This window comes from Leifsonia sp. 1010, from assembly GCF_031455295.1.
GTDB lineage: Bacteria > Actinomycetota > Actinomycetes > Actinomycetales > Microbacteriaceae > Leifsonia.
Genome location: NZ_JAVDSL010000003.1, coordinates 272102 through 293075 on the forward strand (window position 1 = coordinate 272102; position 20974 = coordinate 293075).

Below are 20974 nucleotides of genomic sequence, written 5' to 3' on the forward strand. Positions count from 1 at the left end.
CAGAACGGGGCGCCGCCTTCCGGCGACGCCCCGTCCGTTGCGGTCGAGTGACGGTTCGATCAGACCGTCTCGAGCGAGTAGCCCTCCTCGCCGTGCACGACGGTGTCGACACCGGCGAGCTCGTCCTCGTTCTTGATCCGGAAGCCCATGGTCTTCTGGATGACCCAGCCGATCGCGTAGGCCAGGACGAAGGAGTAGATCAGCACTGCGAAGGCGCCGAGGGCCTGCACACCGAGCTGCTGGAAGCTGCCGCCGTAGAGGAGGCTCGAGAACGGCTTCTCCGCGTCGCCGTCCACGTGGGTGAAGCCGAAGACGCCGATCCACAGGGTTCCGATGATGCCGCCGACGAGGTGGATGCCGACCACGTCGAGCGAGTCGTCGAAGCCGAGGCGGAACTTCAGGTCGATGGCCAGGGCGCAGACCGCACCGGCGACGAGGCCGAGGACGATTCCCCAGCCGGGCGTGAGGATGTTACAGGCCGGGGTGATCGCGACCAGACCGGCCACGGCACCGGATGCGGCGCCGATGGACGTTGGCTTGCCGTCCTTGATCTTCTCGACGATCAGCCAGCCGATGGTCGCGGCGGCCGGAGCGGCGAGGGTGTTGACCCAGGCGAGCGCTGCGACACCGTCGACCGCGGCCTCAGACCCGGCGTTGAAGCCGAACCAGCCGAACCACAGCAGGGCGGCGCCGAGCAGGGTGAGCGGGACGTTGTGGGGCTTGTTCATGCCCTTCTGGAAGCCGACGCGCTTGCCGAGCACCAGGGCCAGGGCGAGACCTGCAGCACCGGCGTTGATGTGGACGGCGGTGCCCCCCGCGAAGTCGTTCACGTGGAGGCCCGCGGCGATCCAGCCGTGCTGCAGGTTGAAGACCCAGTACGCGACCGGGAAGTAGACGACCGTGACCCAGATGCCCGCGAACACCATCCAGGAGCTGAACTTGGCGCGGTCGGCGATCGCGCCGGAGATCAGCGCGACGGTGATGATGGCGAAGGTGGCCTGGAAGCCGGCGAAGGCGAGACCGCCGAGGTCGGGCGTGATCCCGTCCTTGCCCATCAGGCTCGACAGGAACCAGTCGGGGGTTCCCAGCACGCCGGGGATCGAGGCGGGGCCGAAGGCGAGACCGTAGCCGTAGAGCACCCAGAGGACGCCGACCAGGGCCATCGCGCCGAAGCTCATCATCATCATGCTGATGACGCTCTTGGCCCGAACCATGCCGCCGTAGAAGAAGGCGACACCGGGGGTCATCAGCAGGACGAGGGCTGCGGCGACAAGGAGCCAGAGGGCGTTGACCGTCCCTGCCTCCGCGTAGTCCGCTGCTGTGTGGAGCACCATGCGAATTGTCTACCTCTCTGTGCATAGCCCCGCGGGGTGACGCGATCCCGATCCGGGTGGGGGGCGCTTTCGGGGTGGAGCCAGTCTCGATGCGAGAGGTTTCGTGAGAGGGATGCTCGTGTTTCGCGACTGTTACGCATCCCGGCGGTGTGTAAACACTGTGTTTCGGGATGCTGCCGATGTGCTCGGTCGGCGTAGGGAGTCGGCCGGGAGGCGCGGGGGTGTCGGAGGGTGCCGCGGTTGTGGAGTGGAAGGCGCGTTGAGGTCACGCACCGACCGCTCGCGTGCCCAGCTGTGACCTGGGATGCGTCGTCCGAGGTGGTCGTGGCGTACGGTGCCAGGCCTACGGTCGATCCCGCCGGGTCCACTGCTCGCTCTTCAACGGTGTGTCGTCCATGCAGCCGACCTTGGGCCTGATGGCGGCGATCGCGGCGTCCGTGAGGCCAGCCCACTGAATCAATAACTCCGCAATGGTCTTCTCCGGACCACTCGCGCTGTGCGGGACAGGATCACGCAGAGCAGAACAGACGCGCACGCTCCGAACAGGGATACCACCACGATCACTGCGACCGCGACGCCGCATCTCCTCACGACGTCACCAGGCAACCGCCTGCCGCGGATCACTCCCGCCCGGCGAAGATCACCACGGCCACCCATGGTCGTCGACCTCCGTGCTGGCCGACGGCGACGGCGACGGCGCGTTCAGGTCACGTAGAGATCGCTCACGGGCCCACTCATGGATCGATTGATCCGCGGAACACTCCGTCAGTACATCGATTCCTACCTGCTCCGTCGTGGCGGTGAGACCGTAAAAGACCCCGTCAGACCGCTCCGCGCGCAGCTCAACGCTTGTCTTGCCCGAGGGAGAGGTCCAGTCAATGGTTCGGGTGACGGTGAAGCCTTGGCTCTCCCAGTACGCCGTGAGCTTATCCGCGATGGGATGCGGATCATGCTCGAATGCGACGTGGGTAACAATTGCAGAGACCTGAGAAGCGTCGTCCGACGTTGTTGTGGCGCACGGTGCCAGGCTCACGTCTTCGGCGGCCGGGTCCCATGGCTTCTTGTCTTGGATCGGGCCGCGGAACCAGCCCTCGGTGTGCCCGGTGGCCGCGATCGCGGCGTTGGTGAGGTTCTCCCACTGGGTCAGCAATTGCGTGATGGTCTTCTCCGGACCGTCCGGGCTGTGCGGGACAGGGTCACTCAGAGCGGGAACAGACATACATCCTCCTAACAACGACACGGTTAGTACTGCGACGGCGACCACGGCTGACCGTCTTGCAACAGAGCCCAGAGATCCTGAGACACCGCTCATCCGGTGGGCCTTAATCCGCCCACGACTTCTCCGGGCAACCCGATCGTCGTATAGGCGGCGTTGTGCAGCGACTCTGTCTTCAGATCGAGGTATCCGTGGCCGACGGGTGCTGTCCCGTTCATCAGGTTCGGGTCGTTCTCGTCCGGGGTCCCGCCAAGCGCACTATGACCCTTCGTCGGTTCCAGCACGTCACCGCCGGGGAGGACGGCGCCTTCGGAGGAGAACGATTGCGCGCCGCCCATGACTTTTGGCGGCATCGCCAATACCGCGTTCGCGGCGGCGGCTGCCGGAGAGAAGGCCGCTTCCGGGTTCGGTTCGGCGCGACCTCCGACCGTCGACCCGAAGGGAGCAAGATAGTCCAACTCGGCCGCCGTCGTGTAGATGGCAGCAGAACCACTTGCTTGTTTCACGTGCAGGTCCGACAACGACGTCACCACCTGCGTGTCGATTCCGGCAGATCCGAGCATCGTGAACGAGTCGACGGGATGTTTGGTGCGGGTCAACGCATCCGCCGCCATCGTCGTGCCATACGAATGCGCCACCACCGATACGTACGCGGGCTTGGCGGCGCGAGTGGCGTGGGTGCCGTCCAGCTCGTTCGCGAATCGCCATGAACCGTCCTGCGCTGCCGCCGGATTGTTCACCGTCACCAGGTCCGGGGTGTCATATCCCAACCAGGCCACAACCCCATGCGTGCGATCGTCGACAAGGTTCTGCTGGGTGTACAGGTTCTTCGCGGACCGCGACCACCCTTTGGTCGCGTCGGCGGCGTCGGAGAGCATGCCGGGTGCCGCCCAGGTCACCGTGTCGGCCGTGTCGAGATCGCCGTATCCGACGGCGACCATCGGGACTGGCGCGCCCAGGTTGAAGCAGACTAGCGACGCTGACGAATCGGCAAGCACATCTCCGAGGGCGGCCAGCACTTTTCGCTGCTGGGGCGTCAAACTGCCCGGATGCAGCTGCGCCTGTTCATAGGCCGAGCGGTTGCAGCGGTTTCTCACCGCGTACGGCAACCCCGCCAGATTGCCCAGAACCGCCGGCGCGGCCACCTCAAACGCACCCTGCGCCTCGGGCCCGAGGCCCGACCACCATTTGGCGACCTGGTCCGGGGACGGCGGGTGCTGCCAGAACTGCTGCAGGAGCTGCGGGTCGTCGGCGACCAGGGTGGCCAGTTCCTGGGGCGTCAGGCTCTTCAGCGTGTCCATCAGGGTGGCGTTCACGCTCGCCGTCGGTGAGATCTTCGACAGCTTTCCGACCATCGACGCGAACGCCTGCAGCTCGGGCTTCGCAACGGTCGTCAGTGCACCGTGCAACGCAGCATCCAGCGCGTCCGCGAACACCTTCTCGGCCGCGTCATACTCACGCTTCGCATCCCGGGCTCGACGCTTCGCATCCTCCAGCCGCTCCTGCGCGTCCTCGACCGCGAACCGCGCCGTCGTGAGGTCGGCGCTGGCCTCCTGCTCCCGCCGGCGGGCAACCGAGACATCCCCGGCCGAGGGTGCGCTCTTGCCTGGCGGCGGCTTCTCGGTGGAGGCGTATGCCTTCTGCAGCGCACTCAGCGCCGACAGCAGGGCGGCATGCTCGACCCCCAGCGCGGCCACCGATTCCTGCGCCAGCTCCAGGTCCGCCAACGCGTCCTCCGCGTCCCGCAACGCCCGATCCACGTCGCTCTGCGCCAGCCCCATCGACCCCGACCACCGGGTCACCGCCGCAACCCCCTCAGCATGCCGCGCAGCGGCATCCGAGGCCGACGCCGTCAACGAACGCAACCTGTCCGAGAACACGTCCGCGGCCAAACCCGACCACGACGCCGCACCCAGACGGGTGTCCAGCACGTTCCGGGACACCTCCGCCTGACGATCCAACCGCTCCGACCACGTCCGAAGATGGGTGCCCAGCGCCTCCACCATCTCCCGATCACCCGGCGTCGGATCCGCCTCGAACCCGACCGGCGACCAGTCCTCCGCCCTAGAACCCAACGAACTGACCCCCACGACCCGTCAGGCTCTGGGCATCTTCGGCATCGCGCCGCTCATACGACGCGGCAGCCTGCTCCAGAGCCCCGGCCAACGTCCCGATCAGATCATCGACGGCCGTCTGACCCGGAACCCAATACGACTCGAACCGCTCAACGGCAGCTAAGCCCACCGGCGACCCGAAACCCATCCCCTCCATCGCCGACGGGCGACGGCCCATCACAGCCCCCTCCAAGGACGCCGCCCCCGCCCTCAACATGGCCGTATCGACCCCGACAGCCCTGACCATCTGCGCTCCAACATTTCAATCGGTATTTCTCGCAGACCGTATCAGTTCCGGTCGAGCGCGAATCCGATCGTGGCCGCAATAGAGCGCGCGACCGACCAGTGGTTCCCCATGGAGGGCGCGAAGGATGCTGCCGATGTGCTCGGCGAGCGCAGTGACACTCCTAGGCGGCGAGCTTCTCGCGCACCTGCCGCTTGGCGCGGCCGAGGAGGGCTGACATCCCGCGCAGCCGGAGCGGCGAGACCGCCTGCGTGAGGCCGAGGGTCTGCGGGAAGTCGTCCGGCACCGCGAGGACCTCGTCGGCGGTCAGACCGGCGAGGCCCTGCACGAGGATGGAGGCGAAGCCGCGGGTCGTCGGAGCCTCCGCCGGCGCGGTGGCGTAGAGGTGCACGATCCCGTCGCCGTCGACCTCCACGAAGATGTAGACCGGCGCCTGGCACTCCTCGACGCGCTCCAGGAGGTCCGGGTGGTCGCGGTAGCGCTCGGGCAGGTCGGGAAGCTCGTCGGAGAACTCCAGGAGCAGTTGGAGCCGGTCGTTCTGCTCCAGCGCCTGGAAGTCGTCGCGGATCTCGGCGAGGGTTCCCGTCAGTTCGGTCATCCCTTAAGGCTACGTCCGATTGCGCCGCGCACGGTCAGCGGGTCGGCACCTCGCCGGGCTCGGACCCCGTGACGATCGGGACGCGCACGGCCGAACCCCACTCCGTCCACGAGCCGTCGTAGTTCTTCACATTCTCGAACCCGAGCAGGTGGGTGAGCACGAACCAGGTGTGGCTGGAACGCTCGCCGATGCGGCAGTACGCGATCACGTCGTCGCCCGGCTTCAGCCCAGCGCCGTCGAGGTAGACCTCCTCGAGCTCCGCCCGCCGCTTGAAGGTGGCGTCGGGAGCGGCAGCGCGGGCCCACGGCACCGACTTCGCCGACGGGATGTGCCCGGCGCGCAGGGCGCCCTCGGTCGGGTACCCGGGGATCTCGGTGCGCTCCCCGCTGTACTCCTCGGGCGAGCGGACGTCGATCAGCGGCTGGCCGAGGTGGGCGAGCACGTCGTCCTTGAAGGCGCGCACGACGGTGTCGTCGCGCTCGACCACGGGGTATTCAGCCGGGGCCGGCTGCGGCACCTCGCGGGTGAGCTCGCGGCCCTCGGCGATCCACTTGTCGCGGCCGCCGTCGAGGAGGCGCACATCCTCGTGCCCGAACAGCGTGAACACCCACAGCGCGTAGGCGGCCCACCAGTTGTTCTTGTCGCCGTAGATGACGACGGTCGTGTCGCGGGCGATGCCCTTCGATCCGAGCAGCTCGGCGAAGCGCTCCGGGCTCACATAGTCGCGGACCACCGGGTCGTTGAGGTCGGTGTGCCAGTCGATCTTGACCGACCCGGGGATGTGCCCGGTGTCGTACAGCAGCACGTCCTCATCCGACTCCACCACGACGAGTCCCGGTTCGCCCAGGTGCGCGGCGAGCCAGTCGGTGCTCACGAGGCGCTCGGGGTGCGCGTAGCCGGCGAACTCGGGCGACGGGTCGGTCTCGATGGTCATGTCTGTGATGCCCTCCAGGGAATCGGTCGGTGGCGCAGGACTAGGCTGGGAGGCCTGCGACAAGCTGGAATCTACGTCCAGCGTAAGCGGCTCGGAACAGCCGCGGTAAGACTTCGACACAAAGGTGCAGAACCCGCCATGACCCTCGAACAGACCGGCGCCCTCCCCCGTCTCGCCGACCGCTCCCCCGAGATCACGGGTGCGGAGATCGCCGAGAGCCTGGTGCCGCCGTCGCAGTTCGAGCACGCGACGTTCGACTCGTACCGCCCGGACCACGACTACCCGTCGCAGTCCGAGGCCGTCGCCACTCTGAAGCTGTTCGCGAAGACGTGGGAGCCGCAGCGCCCGGCGGGCCTGTTCAGCCGCAGCCGCAAGAAGGTGGAGGCGATGAAGCCGGGCGTCTACCTCGACGGCGGGTTCGGCGTCGGCAAGACGCACCTCCTCGCGGCGCTCTGGCATGAGGCTCCGGGCCCCAAGTACTTCGGCACGTTCATCGAGTACACCGCGCTCGTCGGCGCGCTCGGCTACGCGGGCGCCGTCAACCTGCTGCGCGGGTCCACCCTGATCTGCATCGACGAGTTCGAGCTCGACGACCCGGGCGACACGATGATGATGACCCGGATGCTCGGCGAGCTGGTCGCCTCGGGCACGCGCATCGCCGCCACGAGCAACACCCCGCCGAACGCGCTCGGCGAGGGCCGGTTCGCGGCGAGCGACTTCCTGCGCGAGATCCAGTCGCTCTCGTCGAACTTCCAGACCGTCCGCATCGACGGCCTCGACTACCGCCGCCGCGACACCACCGGCAGCGCCATCACGGTGGAACCGGCGGAGTACGAGCGCGTCGTGACCGCGCTGGCCGGCCGCGGCGAGACCGTGACGAGCGACGGCTTCCAGGACCTCATCGCGCACCTCGCGACCGTCCACCCCTCGCGCTACATCAAGATCATCGACGGCGTGGATGTGATCGGCCTCCGGGATGTGGAGGTGCTGCACGACCAGATGGCCGCCCTGCGTCTGGTCGCGTTCATCGACCGCGTGTACGACGCCGAGATCCCGATCGTGCAGTCCGGCGTTCCGCTCAGCGATGTCTTCGACGACGAGATGCTCGGCGGCGGCTACCGCAAGAAGTACCTGCGCTCGACCTCGCGCATGATCGCCCTCACCGCGGGCGAGCTACCACCGCACGACTAGTCAGCGCTGGATGCGGTAGCGGCGGCGGGAGCCTCGGCCGGGATGTTCGCGCCCAGCCACTCGGCGATGGCGCCCGTCCACTTGGCCTCGTCGTAGTTCCACAGCTTGGTGTGGAGCGCGACGTCGAACGGCACGAGCGTGACGATGTCGCTCCGCGCCTCGGCGAGCGCACGCGACCCGGTGGACGGCACGAACCCGTCGTCGTCGCTGTGCAGGATGAGCATCGGCAGGCTGAGCTCGGAGGCCCGGGCGACGAAGTCCATGCTGCGGAGGTCGATCGGCGCGCCCTGACCCGTGATCGGGCCGCTCCATTCCGACTCGATGAGGCGCATGGCAGCGCGGGTCATCATGTCCGGGAGGTGCAGGAGGTTGCCCTGGTAGCCGAGGGTGTCGATCCAGTCGATGACGGGAGACTCGAGCACGATGCCGGCGACGTGCTGCGCCGACGGCGACCGGGTGATCGTCTGGAGCACAACGGCGCCGCCCATCGACCAGCCCATGAGGACGACGGATCGCGCACCCTGCGACACCGCGTAGTCGATCGCGGCCTCGATGTCGCGCCACTCCGTCCCGCCCAGACCGTAGCGGCGGTCGGCGCTCTCGGGCGCATCCCCGTCGTTGCGGTAGGAGGCGAGCAGGCAGGTGAAGTCGGCGTCGTGGAACACCTGCACGGCCCGGAGGCCCTCCTGGCGGCTGGCGCCCCAGCCGTGCACCTGGATGACCCAGCGCTCGTCGCCTGCGTCTTCCGGAGCCGGGAACACCCAGGCAGGCGCCTCGCCGAGCTCGGTCGAGATCTCGACGGAGGTGACCGGCAGCCCGAGCTCGCCGGGCTGGAGGTAGTAGTAGCCGCTGATGCGCGAGCGTCCCGCACGCAGCTCGCCGAACTCCACGCGCTCCAGTTCGCGCGTCACCGAGCCGTCAGCACGCTCGATGAGCCCGCCGAGCTTGGCGTAGCCGGTGTCGCCGCCCCACCAGAGGCCGAGGCGCCCGGGCATGGTCGCGTCCGGAGTCTCCCGCAGGGTCACCGTCCCGACGCTCTCGTCGAACGAGCGGATGGTCTGGTTCTGCGGCCGGCGCCGCACCGGCGTGATCACGGTGCGCGCGACGCGGGCCGTCGCCCATCCGGCGATCAGGGCGGTGCCGACCACCAGCCCTCCCGCGACGAACGCCGCCGTTCCGAGTGCCTTGCCCCACGCCGAATCCGAGCCGCCTGCCGCCATAACGGCAGCGTACCGGCGGCGGCCTGCACGCGGACTCAGGAGTTCCCCAGGCGGCGTGCCTTACTGCCGCCGGACGCGAAAGGCTTCTAGTGTTCGAAGCGTGCCGACACCGACATCCCCACCGCAGCACCCGGCGGAGTTCGCCACGGCGCTGCAGTCCATCCGCACCGCAGTGTCGCGTCCGGAGCTCGTGATCGAGGAGATCCCCGCGCCCGCGCAGCTGGCGCCGTACTCCGTCGCGCTCGCGGCCGACGTCCGGCCCGCACGGCACGGAAGCGACTCGGACCTCGGCACCGGCCGTTTCATCCTGCTCTACGACCCCGACGAGCCGGAGGCGTGGGGCGGCCCGTTCCGCATCGTCTGCTTCGCGCAGGCGCCGCTCGAGACCGACATCGGGCTCGACCCGTTCCTCGCCGATGTCGCCTGGTCGTGGCTGGTGGATGCGCTGGATGCGCGCCACGCGCACTACACGGCCGCGAGCGGAACCGCCACCAAGATCATCTCCACCGGTTTCGGCGAGCTGGCCGCCCAGGGCGACGGCTCCCAGATCGAGCTGCGCGCCTCGTGGAGCCCGCTCGAGGCGGACGTCTCCGCCCACGTCGAGGGATGGGGCGAGCTGCTCTGCATGCTCGCCGGCCTCCCCCCGACCGGCGAGGGGGTGAGCCTGCTCAGCGCCCGGGCGGCCACGCCCAGGAAGGCGCCGCGTGGCTGAATACACGGTCATCGAGACCCGTGCCGACTACCTGGCGGCGGTCGAGCGCATCGCCGCGGGAACCGGCCCGGTCGCCGTCGACGCCGAGCGTGCGAGCGGCTTCCGGTATTCACAGAGGGCCTACCTCATCCAGGTCTTCCGGCGCGAAGCGGGCACCTTCCTCTTCGACCCGCCGGCGGTCGGACGGTTCGACGAGCTGAACGACGCCATCCACGACGACGAGTGGGTGCTGCACGCGGCGACGCAGGACCTCACCTGCCTCCGCGAGGTGGGCCTCGACCCGTCGATCGTCTTCGACACGGAACTCGCCGCACGTCTGCTCGGGATGCCGCGCGTCGGGCTCGGGACGGTCGTCGAGGAGCTGCTCGGCATCCACTTGGCGAAGGAGCACAGCGCGGCCGACTGGTCGACGCGTCCGCTCCCCCAGCCGTGGCTCGACTACGCCGCCCTCGACGTGCAGCTGCTGCCCGACCTGCGGGATGCCATCGCGGCGCTCCTCGACGAGGCGGGCAAGACCGACATCGCGCACCAGGAGTTCGCCGACGAGCTGGTCCGCGACCTCGTGCCCGTGCGCAACGAGCCGTGGCGGCGACTGTCGGGCATCCACTCGATCCGCGGCATCCGCAACCTCGCCGTCGCGCGCGAATTGTGGCAGGCGCGGGATGCGCTCGCCCGCGAGATCGACACCGCGCCCGGCCGCCTGGTGCCGGACGCCTCGCTGACCGCCGCCGCCAAGGCGATGCCGGAGTCGAAGCGCGCCCTCGCGGCGATGCGGGAGTTCACCGGCCGTGCCAGCCGCACCGAGATCGACCGCTGGTGGGCGGCCATCGAGGCGGGGCGCACCACCGACGACCTCCCCGTGCTGCGCGGCAACGGCGACACACTGCCCCCGCCGCGGGCGTGGTCCGACCGCAACCCGGACGCCGACGCCCGGCTGAAGGCCGCACGCACGGCGCTGACGGCGGTCTCGGACGAGCGCAGCATCCCCCTGGAGAACCTGCTCACTCCCGACACCCTGCGCCGTGTCGCCTGGGCTCCGCCCGCCGAGATCACCCCCGAGAGCGTCGGCGAGGCCCTCGCGGCGCACGGCGCACGCCCGTGGCAGGTTGCCGCAACCTCACAGGTGATCGCCCAGGCATTTGTAGATGGCAGCCAAAGCGCCGACGAGGGGTCCGAGCCCGCTTCGTAGGAAGGATCAAACGATTCTTTTCGTGCACAGCGGTGTACCTAGGATCGTTTCCGACCTTGATTTGGGAGGCACTGTGGCCGATAGGAACGATGTCGTGTTCGTCGACGGAGTCCGTACTCCGTTCGGACGGGCCGGCGAAAAAGGGCAGTACTGGAACACCCGCGCGGACGACCTCGTCGTGAAGGCGATGATCGGACTCCTGGAGCGGAACCCCCAGGTGCCCAAGGACCGGATCGACGACGTGGCGATCGCCGCGACGACGCAGCAGGGCGACCAGGGCCTCACCCTCGGACGCACCGCCGCCCTCCTCGCCGGACTGCCGAAGTCGGTCCCCGGATTCGCGATCGACCGGATGTGCGCGGGCGCCATGACCAGCGTCACCACCCTGGGCTCCGGCATCGCGTTCGGCGCCTACGACCTGGTGATCGCGGGCGGCGTCGAGCACATGGGCCGTCACCCGATGGGCTTCGGGGCCGACCCGAACCCGCGCTTCCTCTCCGAGAAGATGGTCGCGGAGGACGCCCTCAACATGGGCATGACCGCCGAGCGCATCCACGACCGGTTCCCGGCGCTCACCAAGGAGCGCTCCGACCGCTTCGCCATGCGCAGCCAGCACAAGCTGGCCGCCGCGTACGACGCGGGCAAGATCCAGCCGGACCTCGTGCCGGTCGCGATCCGCTCGGAGTCCGGCTGGGGCCTCGCCACGCAGGACGAGGGCATGCGTCCCCAGACCACGATGGAGGGCCTCGCCACGCTCAAGACCCCGTTCCGGCCGCACGGCCGGGTCACCGCGGGCAACTCGTCGCCGCTGACCGACGGCGCCACCGCCTCCCTCCTCGCGTCCACCGACGCGGTGAAGGAGCTCGGGCTCACCCCGAAGATGCGCATGGTGAGCTTCGCGTTCGCGGGCGTCGAGCCGGAGATCATGGGCCTCGGCCCCGTCCCGTCGACCGAGAAGGCGCTGCGCAAGGCCGGCCTCAGCATCGACGACATCGGGCTGTTCGAGCTGAACGAGGCGTTCGCCATCCAGGTGCTGTCGTTCCTCGACCACTTCGGCATCGACGACGACGACCCGCGGGTCAACCAGTGGGGCGGCGCGATCGCGATCGGTCACCCGCTCGCCGCGAGCGGCGTCCGCCTGATGATCCAGCTGGCCCGTCAGTTCGAGGAGCACCCGGAGGTGCGCTACGGCATCACCGCGATGTGCGTCGGCCTCGGCCAGGGCGGCACCGTCATCTGGGAGAACCCGAACTACGACAAGCGCGCCGCACGGAAGGGCTGACACGCACGTGACCGACTACAGCAAGATCGACTTCTCCCCCCTCGCCGACCTCACCGACGACGAGGTCGTCACCCACTCGTTCGTCCGGGATGTGCCGCTCCCCAGCGGCAAGACCCTCGCCCTGGTCACCCTCGACAACGGCCGCGACCACACCCGCCCCAACACCATGGGACCGGCAACGCTGCTGGAGCTCGGGAAGACCTTCGACGAGCTGACCGAGCGCGCGAAGCGCGGTGAGATCGACGCGGTCGCCGTCACCGGCAAGCCGTTCATCCTCGCCGCCGGAGCCGACCTCAGCCGCGTGGATGCCATCCCGAGCGTGGAGGTGGCGAAGCTGCTCCCGCAGCTGGGTCACTACGTCCTCGGCAAGCAGGCGACCTTCGGCGTTCCGTCGTTCGTCTTCACGAACGGCCTGGCGCTGGGCGGCGGTGTGGAGATCGGCCTCAACGCCGACTATCGCACCATCGACCGCAACGCAGCCGCCTTCGCCCTGCCCGAGGTCTTCCTCGGCCTCATCCCCGGCTGGGGCGGCGCGACCATCCTGCCGAACCTGATCGGCATCGAGAACGCCCTCAAGGTGGTCGTCGAGAACCCGCTGAAGCAGAACCGGATGCTGAAGCCGCAGGAGGTGTTCGACCTCGGCATCGCGGACGCGATCTTCGACTCGGCCAACTTCCTCGAGGACTCGCTGCGCTGGGCCGACAAGGTGCTCACCGGCGAGGTCGTCGTCAAGCGTCCGAACGAGCCGGGCAAGATCGAGCGGATGGTGAAGTGGGATGCCGCCATCGGCATCGCACGAAAGATGCTCGAGTCGCGCATCGGCACCGTCCCGAAGTCCCCGTACAAGGCGCTCGACCTCCTCAAGGCCGCGAAGTCGAACGACCGCGAGGCCGGGTTCGCCCTCGAGGACGACGCGCTCGCGGAGCTCATCGCCGGCGACCAGTTCCAGGCGAGCATCTACGCGTTCAACCTGGTTCAGAAGCGCGCGAAGCGCCCGGCCGGCGCCCCCGACAAGAAGCTCGCGAAGAAGGTCACCAAGATCGGCGTCATCGGCGCCGGCTACATGGCCAGCCAGTTCGCGCTGCTCTTCGTCCGCCGCCTCCGGGTGCCCGTGGTCATCACGGACCTCGACCAGGCGCACGTCGACAAGGGCGTCGCCTACATCCACGACGAGATCGGCAAACTGCAGGAGAAGGGCCGCATCTCCCCCGATGAGTCCAACCGCCTGCGCGCGCTGGTCACCGGCACCACCGACAAGGCCGACTTCGCCGACTGCGACTGGGTCATCGAGGCGGTGTTCGAGGAGCTCGGCGTGAAGCAGGATGTGTTCGAGCAGGTGGAGCAGTTCATCTCCGACGAGGCGGTGCTCGCGACGAACACGTCCTCCCTGTCGGTGGAGCAGATCGGCGCCAAGCTGAAGCATCCCGAGCGCCTGGTGGGCTTCCACTTCTTCACCCCGGTCGCGGTCATGCCGCTGATCGAGGTCGTGAACACACCGCTCACGGATGAAGCCACGCTGTCCACCGCGATGGTGACGGCCGCAGCGCTCAAGAAGAACGCGGTGATCACGGCCGACACCCCCGGCTTCGTCGTGAACCGCATCCTCGCGAAGATTCTCGGCGACGCGATGCACGCGGTCGACGACGGGACGCCGTTCGACGTCGTCGACGAGGCCATCGCGCCGCTCGGCCTGCCGATGGCGCCGTCCGCCCTGCTCGACCTGGTCGGGCTCAAGGTCGGCGCGCACGTGCTCGACACCCACCACGCGGCGTTCCCGGACCGGTTCTACCGGTCGGAGAACCTCCACAAGCTGGCCGAGTACGGCACGCTGCTGGAGAAGGACGCCAAGGGCAAGGTGAAGGGCCTCGACAAGGGCGCGGCGAAGATCGTCTCCGGCGGTACGAACCCGTGGACGAAGGAGCAGATCCTGCGGACCCTCGAAGACGGCCTCGCCGACGAGATCCACCGCATGCTCGCCGACGACCACGTGGTCGAGGCGCCGGAGGACATTGACCTGTGCATGATCCTCGGCGCGGGCTTCCCGTTCCAGATGGGCGGCATCACCCCCTACCTGGATCGCGTCGGAGCCTCCGAGCGGGTGTTCGGGGACACGTTCCACCACCCGCCGGTCAAGGGCGTCGCCTAAGCAGCGCCGAGTTGACGCAACACGCCGTCCGCCTGATGTGGCGGACGGCGTGTCGCGTCAGGCAGCCTGTTGTGTCATGCAGCGGGATGGGTCAGCGGTTGACCGTCGACATGTCCGGGTAGCGGTCGCCCACGGGGGCGGCCACTTCATCCAGGCGGGCGATCTGCTCGTCGCTCAGGTGCAGGTCGGCGGCGGCGACGTTCTGCTCCAGGTTCTCCACCTTGGTGGTGCCCGGGATCGGCGCGATGTCGTCGCCCTTCGCCAACAGCCACGCCAGGGCCACCTGGCCGGGCTTGGCGCGCAGCTCCCGCGCGACCTCGTCGACCTGCTCCACGATCCGGATGTTCGACTCCAGGTTGTCGCCCTCGAAACGCGGGTTGAACCGGCGGAAGTCGTCGTCCGACAGCTGGTCGAGCGACCGGATCGTGCCGGTGAGGAAGCCGCGGCCGAGCGGCGAGTACGGCACGAAGCCGATCCCGAGCTCGCGGACCGTCGGCAGCACCTCGGCCTCCGGGTCGCGCGTCCACAGCGAGTACTCGGTCTGGATGGCGGTGACGGGGTGCACGGCGTTGGCGCGGCGGATGGTCGCGGGCGCCGCCTCCGACAGCCCGTAGTGGCGGATCTTGCCCTCCTCGATCAGCTCCTTCAGCGCCCCGACGGTCTCCTCGATGGGCGTGTCCGGGTCCATCCGGTGCTGGTAGTACAGGTCGATGTGGTCGGTCTGCAGCCGGCGCAGCGAGCCTTCGACCGACAGCCGCACGTTCTCGGCCGAGCCGTCCATCCCGCGCTCGTCGTTCTGGCGGTGCTTGATGGTGCCGAACTTCGTGGCGATGACGACGCGGTCGCGGCGCCCGTCGGCGAACGCCTTCGCGAGCAGCTCCTCGTTCTTGTACGGGCCGTACATCTCGGCGGTGTCGAAGAACGTCACACCCAGGTCCATCGCCCGGTGGATGGTGCGGATCGAGCCGGCCTCGTCGGCGCCCGCCCCGGTGTAGAACGCGGACATCCCCATGCAGCCGAGTCCCAGCTGCGAGACCTCCAGCTTCTCGGTTCCCAATGCGATCGTCTTCATGCGTCGTTCCCTTCCGTGACCTGGCCGACGCTCTGCCGGTACAGGTCGATCTTGTAGTCGATGGCCGCCAGACTCGCCGTCATCTCCTCCAGTTGCCGCACGACGGCCATCCGGTGCAGGAGCAGCAGCTCCAGCCGATCCGCCTGCGTGCCGTCGCCGCCGCGGGCGAGCACCACGTACTGGCGCATCGTCGCGATCGGCATGGCCGTCGAGCGCAGCTTCGTGAGGAACGTCACCCAGGTGACGTCCGCCTCGGTGTAGCGCCGATGGGTGGAGGATGCGCGCCCGACCGGGGTCAGCATCAGTCCCTCGCGCTCGTAGTAGCGCAGGGTGTGGGTGGTGAGCCCGGTCCGCTCGGCGACGTCGGAGATCGACATCGCCGTCCGTGTGTCGGTCATATCGCCACAGTAGAACTTTGAGCGCACTCCAAGTCAACCGATCCCACCCACTCCGAAGATTTGCGCCAAATCGTGGTTATGCGGCGGCTATAACCGAGATTTGGCGCAAATCTCTCGCGGGAGGGCGGGCGCGCGGGGAGGCGGGCGCGCGGGGAGGCGGGCGCGCGGGTCAGGGACGGGAGGGGCGGGCTAGGCGCGGCGCTTTTTGGCGGGGGCGGTGGCGGCGTCGCCGGCGGAGTCGTCGTCGGGCAGCGGGCGCGCGATCGGGACGCGGCTGCCGAGCACCTGGGCGACCAGGTCGCGCGCGATCTTCTGCGGGGTGAGCCCGGCGTCCTCAAGGATCTGGTCGCGCGACGCGTGGTCGATGAAGGCGTCCGGCAGGCCCAGCTCGTCCACGGCCGTGTCGATGCCCGCCTCCCGGAGGTCCTGCCGGACGCGCGTACCGATGCCGCCGACACGGATGCCGTCTTCGATCGTGACGACGATCCGGTGCTCCGCCGCGAGGGCGAGGATGCTCTTCGGCACCGGGACGACCCAGCGCGGGTCGACCACGGTCGCGCCGATCCCCTGCGCTGCCAGCCGGTCGGCTACCTTCAGCCCGAGGTCGGCCATCGGTCCGACGGTGACCAGCAGGACGTCCTTCCGGTCGCCCTCGCGCAGCACGTCCACGCCGTCGTCGAGCCGTCGGAGCGCCTCGATGTCGGGCTGCACGGAGCCCTTCGGGAAGCGCAGGACGGTCGGGGCGTCATCCACGGCCACGGCCTCCCCCAGCTCCTCCCGGAACCGCGTGCCGTCGCGCGGAGCGGCCAGCCGGATGTTGGGGACGACCTGCAGGATCGCGAGGTCCCAGATCCCGTGGTGGCTCGGCCCGTCCGGACCGGTCACACCGGCACGGTCGAGCACGAAGGTGACGCCCGCTTTGTGGAGGCCCACATCCATCAGCACCTGGTCGAACGCGCGGTTCATGAACGTGGCGTAGATGGCGACGACGGGATGCAGCCCGCCGAACGCGAGGCCGGCGGCGCTGGTCGCCGCGTGCTGCTCCGCGATCCCGACATCGTGGACGCGCTCAGGGAACCGCTCGGCGAACTTGTGCAGCCCGGTGGGACGCAGCATCGCGGCGGTGATGCCGACGATCTTCGGGTCCTTCTCGGCCAGCCGGACGATCTCGTCGGCGAACACATCCGTCCAACCCGTCTTGCTGGACCCTGCCATCGGCTCGCCCGTCTCCGGGTCGATCTGGCCGACCGAGTGGAACTGGTCGGCCGCGTCGCGCAGCGCCGGCTCGTACCCGCGGCCCTTCTGCGTGATGGCGTGGACGATGACGGGCGCGCCGTAGTTCTTCGCCTGGCGCAGCGCCTCCTCCATCGCCTCGATGTCGTGGCCGTGGATGGGCCCGATGTACTTGATGTCGAGGTTCGAGTACAGCGCCTCATTGTTCGAGAAGCGGCTCAGGAACCCGTGGAGGCCGCCGCGCACGCCGCGGTAGAACGAACGCCCGGGCGTGCCGAGCTTGTCGAACGCCTTGCGGGAGGTGAGGTACAGGTTGCGGTAGCTCTTGCGGGTCCGCACCGTGTTGAGGAACCGCGCCATGCCGCCGATCGTCGGCGCGTAGGAGCGCCCGTTGTCGTTGACGACGATGATCAGCTTGCGGTTGTTGTCGTCCGAGATGTTGTTGAGGGCCTCCCACGTCATCCCGCCGGTGAGCGCGCCGTCGCCGACGACGGCCACGACGTGCCGGTCCTGCTGGCCGGTCAGCTCGAACGCCCGGGAGATGCCGTCCGCCCACGACAGCGACGAGGAGGCGTGCGAGCTCTCGACGATGTCGTGCTCGGACTCGGATCGCTGCGGGTAGCCCGCCATCCCGCCGCGCTGCCGCAGCTGCGAGAAGTCCTGACGGCCGGTGAGCAGCTTGTGCACGTACGACTGGTGTCCGGTGTCGAACACGACGGCGTCGCGCGGGGAGTCGAAGACGCGGTGGATGGCGATGGTCGTCTCGACGACACCGAGGTTCGGTCCGAGGTGCCCGCCGGTCTTCGCCACGTTCGCCACCAGGAACGCGCGCACCTCGGCGGCGAGCTGGACGAGCTCCCGCTCGGTCAGCCGGTCGAGGTCGCGGGGACCGTGGATGGTCTCGAGGATTCCCATGGTTTCGAGTCTAGGCGCGCCATCGTGAAGAGAGGCTCGGAAGCTGCCGTTCGACGGTCCCCTTGACAACGCGTGTTCCCTCCTCGAAGCTGCGACCCGGACGGAGGTGCCCCATCGCGGCCCGTCCGCAGACGCCTCCGTATGCCGCGGGTGGTCGGCGTGTCATCAGCATTCCCCTCCCTTTCCGCCCGCCACGGCCGCGATGGCCGCGATGGCCGCGATGTGCGAAACGGAGGAGAAACCAGGCCGACACGCCCGTAGACGCGGGAAACGGAGGTGGCGACGGCCGTTCTGGCCGCCGACACCTCCGTTTCCGCGCGGCGAGCTTAGACGAGGCTCCGCAGCACGTACTGCAGGATGCCGCCGTTGCGGTAGTAGTCCGCCTCACCGGGGGTGTCGATGCGGACGACCGCGTCGAACTCGACGGTCTGCTTGCCGGCGGGCGAGTTGTCGCTCGGCTCGGCGACCACGTGCACCGTCTTGGGCGTGGTGCCCTCGTTGAGCGCCTCGAGGCCGGTGATCGAGAACACCTCGGTGCCGTCGAGGCCCAGCGAGTCGGCGGACTCGCCGGCCGTGAACTGCAGCGGCACGACGCCCATGCCGATGAGGTTCGAGCGGTGGATGCGCTCGAAGCTCTCGGTGATCACCGCGCGGACGCCGAGGAGGCTGGTGCCCTTCGCCGCCCAGTCGCGCGACGAGCCGGAGCCGTACTCCTTGCCGCCGAGGATCACGAGCGGGGTGCCCTGCGCCTGGTAGTTCTGCGACGCGTCGTAGATGAACGACTGCGGGGCACCCTCCTGGGTGAAGTCGCGGGTGTAGCCGCCCTCGACGCCGTCCAGCAGCTGGTTCTTCAGGCGGATGTTCGCGAAGGTTCCGCGGATCATCACCTCGTGGTTGCCGCGGCGCGAGCCGTAGGAGTTGAAGTCCTTGCGGTCGATGCCGTGCTCGGTGAGGTACTGGCCGGCCGGGCTGTCCGCCTTGATGGACCCGGCGGGCGAGATGTGGTCGGTGGTGACCGAGTCGCCCAGCTTGGCGAGCACGCGGGCGCCGACGATGTCGGTGACCGGGGTCGTGTCGAGCGTCATGCCCTCGAAGTACGGGGGCTTCCGCACGTAGGTCGACTTCTCGTCCCACTCGAAGACCGAGCCGGTCGGGGTCGGCAGCGACTTCCAGCGCTCGTCGCCCTCGAAGACGGACGCGTACTGGTTGACGAACATCCCCTCGTTGATCGACGAGTCGATGGTCTGCTGCACCTCGGCCGCGTCGGGCCAGATGTCCTTGAGGAAGACGTCGTTGCCCTCGGTGTCGGTGCCCAGCGGGTCGACCTCGAAGTCGAAGTTCATCGAGCCGGCGAGTGCGTAGGCGATGACCAGCGGCGGGCTCGCCAGGTAGTTCATCTTGACGTCCGGGTTGATCCGGCCCTCGAAGTTGCGGTTGCCCGAGAGCACCGCGGTGACGGCGAGGTCGTTGTCGTTGACGGCCTGCGAGATCTCCTCGGGCAGCGGGCCCGAGTTGCCGATGCAGGTGGTGCAGCCGTAGCCGACCGTGTAGAAGCCCAGAGCCTCGAGGTCCTGCGTCAGACCGGCCTTCTCGTAGTAGTCGGTGACGACCTTGGAGCCCGGCGCGAGGGTCGTCTTGACCCACGGCTTCGCCTTGAGGCCCTTCTTCGCCGCATTGCGGGCGAGGAGTCCCGCGGCGAGCATGACCGACGGGTTGGAGGTGTTGGTGCACGACGTGATCGCCGCGATGGCGACGGCGCCGTGGTCGAGGACGAAGTCCTCGCCGTTCTCGGACAGACGCACCGGGACCGGGTTGGATGCCGCCTTGGGCGCGTGGCTGTGGTGGCTGTGCTGGTGGCTGCTGCGCGCATCCTCCGGCTGGAGTTCGCCCGGGTCGGACGCGGGGAACGACTCGGAGATGGTCAGATCGACCAGGTCGTGGGAGACGTCGGCGTAGTCGACGAGGTCCTTCTCGAACTGGTCCTTCGCGTGGCTGAGCTCGATGCGGTCCTGCGGGCGCTTCGGGCCGGCGATCGACGGGACGACCGTCGACAGGTCGAGCTCGAGGTACTCGCTGAAGACGGGCTCCACGGAGGGGTCGTGCCACAGGCTCTGCGCCTTGGAGTACTCCTCGACCAGCTGGACCTGCTCCTCGCTGCGGCCGGTGAGGCGCAGGTAGTCGAGGGTGACGTCGTCGATCGGGAACATGGCGGCGGTCGAGCCGAACTCGGGGCTCATGTTGCCGATGGTGGCGCGGTTCGCGAGCGGGACCTCGGCGACGCCCGCGCCGTAGAACTCGACGAACTTGCCGACCACGCCGTGCTTGCGCAGCATCTGCGTGATGGTCAGCACGACGTCGGTCGCGGTGACACCGGTCGGGATGGCGCCGGTCAGCTTGAAGCCGACGACCTTGGGGATGAGCATGGAGACGGGTTGGCCGAGCATGGCCGCCTCCGCCTCGATGCCGCCGACGCCCCAGCCGAGCACGCCGAGGCCGTTGACCATCGTGGTGTGCGAGTCGGTGCCGACGCAGGTGTCCGGGTAGGCGAGCAGCTCGCCGTTGACCTCGCGGGTCATGGTGACGCGCGCCAGGTACTCGATGTTGACCTGGTGGACGATGCCGGTGCCCGGCGGGACGACCTTGAAGTCGTCGAAGGCGGTCTGGCCCCAGCGGAGGAACTGGTACCGCTCGCCGTTGCGCTCGTACTCGAGGTCGGTGTTCCGCTCCAGCGCGTTCTCCGTGCCGAACAGGTCGGCGATGACGGAGTGGTCGATGACCATCTCGGCCGGGGCGAGCGGGTTGATCTTCTTCGGGTCGCCGCCGAGGGCGGAGACCGCCTCGCGCATGGTGGCGAGGTCGACGATGCAGGGCACGCCGGTGAAGTCCTGCATGATGACGCGGGCCGGCGTGTACTGGATCTCGGTGTCCGGCTCGGCGGTCGGGTCCCACCCGCCGAGGGCGCGGATGTGGTCGGCGGTGATGTTCGCGCCGTCCTCCGTGCGGAGCAGGTTCTCGAGCAGGACCTTGAGACTGAACGGAAGCCGCTCGTACCCCTCGACCGTGTCGATCCCGAAGATCGTGTAGTCCCTCGACCCGACCGTCAGTGTCCGCTTCGCACCGAAGCTGCCGTGTCCTGCGTTCTCGGTTGCAGTCACAATGCCCTCTCCTTCATCGGC

Annotated in this window: 15 protein-coding genes; 5 read left to right on the forward strand and 10 right to left on the reverse strand. The window is 68.8% G+C overall.

What is annotated here, in order from left to right; all coding sequences use genetic code 11:
- Positions 1 to 59 precede the first annotated feature (59 nt).
- The 5 genes from J2Y42_RS14895 to J2Y42_RS14915 all read right to left on the reverse strand — a co-directional run bounded on the left by J2Y42_RS14895 (position 60) and on the right by J2Y42_RS14915 (position 6440).
- A complete protein-coding gene (locus J2Y42_RS14895) occupies positions 60 to 1334 on the reverse strand; it encodes an ammonium transporter (protein ID WP_309860072.1) in 1275 nt (424 codons plus the stop codon).
- Positions 1335 to 1974: 640 nt separating this feature from the next.
- Positions 1975 to 2553 carry a hypothetical protein gene (locus J2Y42_RS14900; protein WP_309860074.1) on the reverse strand — a complete coding sequence of 193 codons (579 nt, stop codon included), beginning with the start codon at positions 2551 to 2553 and terminating at the stop codon, positions 1975 to 1977.
- A gap of 89 nt (positions 2554 to 2642) precedes the next feature.
- Positions 2643 to 4556: an alpha/beta hydrolase gene (locus J2Y42_RS14905; protein WP_309860076.1), complete on the reverse strand. Its 1914-nt coding sequence runs from the start codon at positions 4554 to 4556 to the stop codon at positions 2643 to 2645.
- 515 nt (positions 4557 to 5071) lie between these two features.
- Positions 5072 to 5506, reverse strand: coding sequence for a SufE family protein (locus J2Y42_RS14910; protein WP_309860078.1), 435 nt, complete (start codon positions 5504 to 5506; stop codon positions 5072 to 5074).
- 34 nt (positions 5507 to 5540) lie between these two features.
- Positions 5541 to 6440, reverse strand: a complete 900-nt coding sequence (locus J2Y42_RS14915) for a sulfurtransferase (RefSeq protein ID WP_309860080.1) — start codon at positions 6438 to 6440, stop codon at positions 5541 to 5543.
- A gap of 138 nt (positions 6441 to 6578) precedes the next feature.
- Between J2Y42_RS14915 and zapE the strand changes: the two genes are divergently transcribed.
- Positions 6579 to 7631: a cell division protein ZapE gene (zapE, locus tag J2Y42_RS14920; RefSeq protein WP_018191275.1), complete on the forward strand. Its 1053-nt coding sequence runs from the start codon at positions 6579 to 6581 to the stop codon at positions 7629 to 7631.
- Here the strand turns inward: zapE and J2Y42_RS14925 are convergent.
- Positions 7628 to 8851, reverse strand: coding sequence for an alpha/beta fold hydrolase (locus J2Y42_RS14925; protein WP_309860083.1), 1224 nt, complete (start codon positions 8849 to 8851; stop codon positions 7628 to 7630). The two genes, zapE and J2Y42_RS14925, sit on opposite strands and share 4 nt — an antisense overlap.
- Before the next feature lie 100 nt (positions 8852 to 8951).
- Between J2Y42_RS14925 and J2Y42_RS14930 the strand changes: the two genes are divergently transcribed.
- From J2Y42_RS14930 to J2Y42_RS14945, 4 genes are all read left to right on the forward strand, one after another.
- Positions 8952 to 9563 carry a DUF3000 domain-containing protein gene (locus J2Y42_RS14930; protein WP_309860085.1) on the forward strand — a complete coding sequence of 204 codons (612 nt, stop codon included), beginning with the start codon at positions 8952 to 8954 and terminating at the stop codon, positions 9561 to 9563.
- Positions 9556 to 10752 carry an HRDC domain-containing protein gene (locus J2Y42_RS14935; RefSeq protein ID WP_309860087.1) on the forward strand — a complete coding sequence of 399 codons (1197 nt, stop codon included), beginning with the start codon at positions 9556 to 9558 and terminating at the stop codon, positions 10750 to 10752. Before J2Y42_RS14930 ends, J2Y42_RS14935 begins: the two co-directional genes overlap by 8 nt.
- Before the next feature lie 94 nt (positions 10753 to 10846).
- The gene (locus J2Y42_RS14940; protein ID WP_396427160.1) at positions 10847 to 12034 is read left to right on the forward strand and encodes a thiolase family protein; all 1188 of its coding nucleotides are present in this window, start codon (positions 10847 to 10849) and stop codon (positions 12032 to 12034) included.
- 7 nt (positions 12035 to 12041) lie between these two features.
- Complete coding sequence (locus J2Y42_RS14945) at positions 12042 to 14180, forward strand: 3-hydroxyacyl-CoA dehydrogenase NAD-binding domain-containing protein (protein ID WP_309860091.1); 2139 nt, start codon at positions 12042 to 12044, stop codon at positions 14178 to 14180.
- Positions 14181 to 14271: 91 nt separating this feature from the next.
- Here J2Y42_RS14945 and J2Y42_RS14950 read toward each other — a convergent pair whose 3' ends face one another.
- The 4 genes from J2Y42_RS14950 to acnA all read right to left on the reverse strand — a co-directional run bounded on the left by J2Y42_RS14950 (position 14272) and on the right by acnA (position 20953).
- Entirely contained in the window at positions 14272 to 15252 is a 981-nt protein-coding gene (locus tag J2Y42_RS14950; protein ID WP_309860093.1) for an aldo/keto reductase, read from the reverse strand.
- On the reverse strand, positions 15249 to 15650 hold the full coding sequence (locus J2Y42_RS14955; protein ID WP_309860095.1) for a MerR family transcriptional regulator: 402 nt from the start codon (positions 15648 to 15650) through the stop codon (positions 15249 to 15251). Before J2Y42_RS14955 ends, J2Y42_RS14950 begins: the two co-directional genes overlap by 4 nt.
- A 189-nt stretch (positions 15651 to 15839) precedes the next feature.
- A complete protein-coding gene (dxs, locus tag J2Y42_RS14960; RefSeq protein ID WP_309860097.1) occupies positions 15840 to 17798 on the reverse strand; it encodes a 1-deoxy-D-xylulose-5-phosphate synthase in 1959 nt (652 codons plus the stop codon).
- Between the two features lie 326 nt (positions 17799 to 18124).
- Complete coding sequence (gene acnA / locus J2Y42_RS14965; RefSeq protein WP_309860099.1) at positions 18125 to 20953, reverse strand: aconitate hydratase AcnA; 2829 nt, start codon at positions 20951 to 20953, stop codon at positions 18125 to 18127.
- Positions 20954 to 20974 lie beyond the last annotated feature (21 nt).

Coding starts and splice junctions, on each gene's coding strand:
- J2Y42_RS14950 (WP_309860093.1), bottom strand. CDS start 15,252: ATGAAGACGATCGCATTGGGAACCGAGAAGCTGGAGGTCTCGCAGCTG.
- J2Y42_RS14955 (WP_309860095.1), bottom strand. CDS start 15,650: ATGACCGACACACGGACGGCGATGTCGATCTCCGACGTCGCCGAGCGG.
- J2Y42_RS14900 (WP_309860074.1), bottom strand. CDS start 2,553: ATGTCTGTTCCCGCTCTGAGTGACCCTGTCCCGCACAGCCCGGACGGT.
- J2Y42_RS14925 (WP_309860083.1), bottom strand. CDS start 8,851: ATGGCGGCAGGCGGCTCGGATTCGGCGTGGGGCAAGGCACTCGGAACG.
- J2Y42_RS14905 (WP_309860076.1), bottom strand. CDS start 4,556: ATGGTGGAGGCGCTGGGCACCCATCTTCGGACGTGGTCGGAGCGGTTG.
- dxs (WP_309860097.1), bottom strand. CDS start 17,798: ATGGGAATCCTCGAGACCATCCACGGTCCCCGCGACCTCGACCGGCTG.
- zapE (WP_018191275.1), top strand. CDS start 6,579: ATGACCCTCGAACAGACCGGCGCCCTCCCCCGTCTCGCCGACCGCTCC.
- J2Y42_RS14915 (WP_309860080.1), bottom strand. CDS start 6,440: ATGACCATCGAGACCGACCCGTCGCCCGAGTTCGCCGGCTACGCGCAC.
- J2Y42_RS14895 (WP_309860072.1), bottom strand. CDS start 1,334: ATGGTGCTCCACACAGCAGCGGACTACGCGGAGGCAGGGACGGTCAAC.
- J2Y42_RS14910 (WP_309860078.1), bottom strand. CDS start 5,506: ATGACCGAACTGACGGGAACCCTCGCCGAGATCCGCGACGACTTCCAG.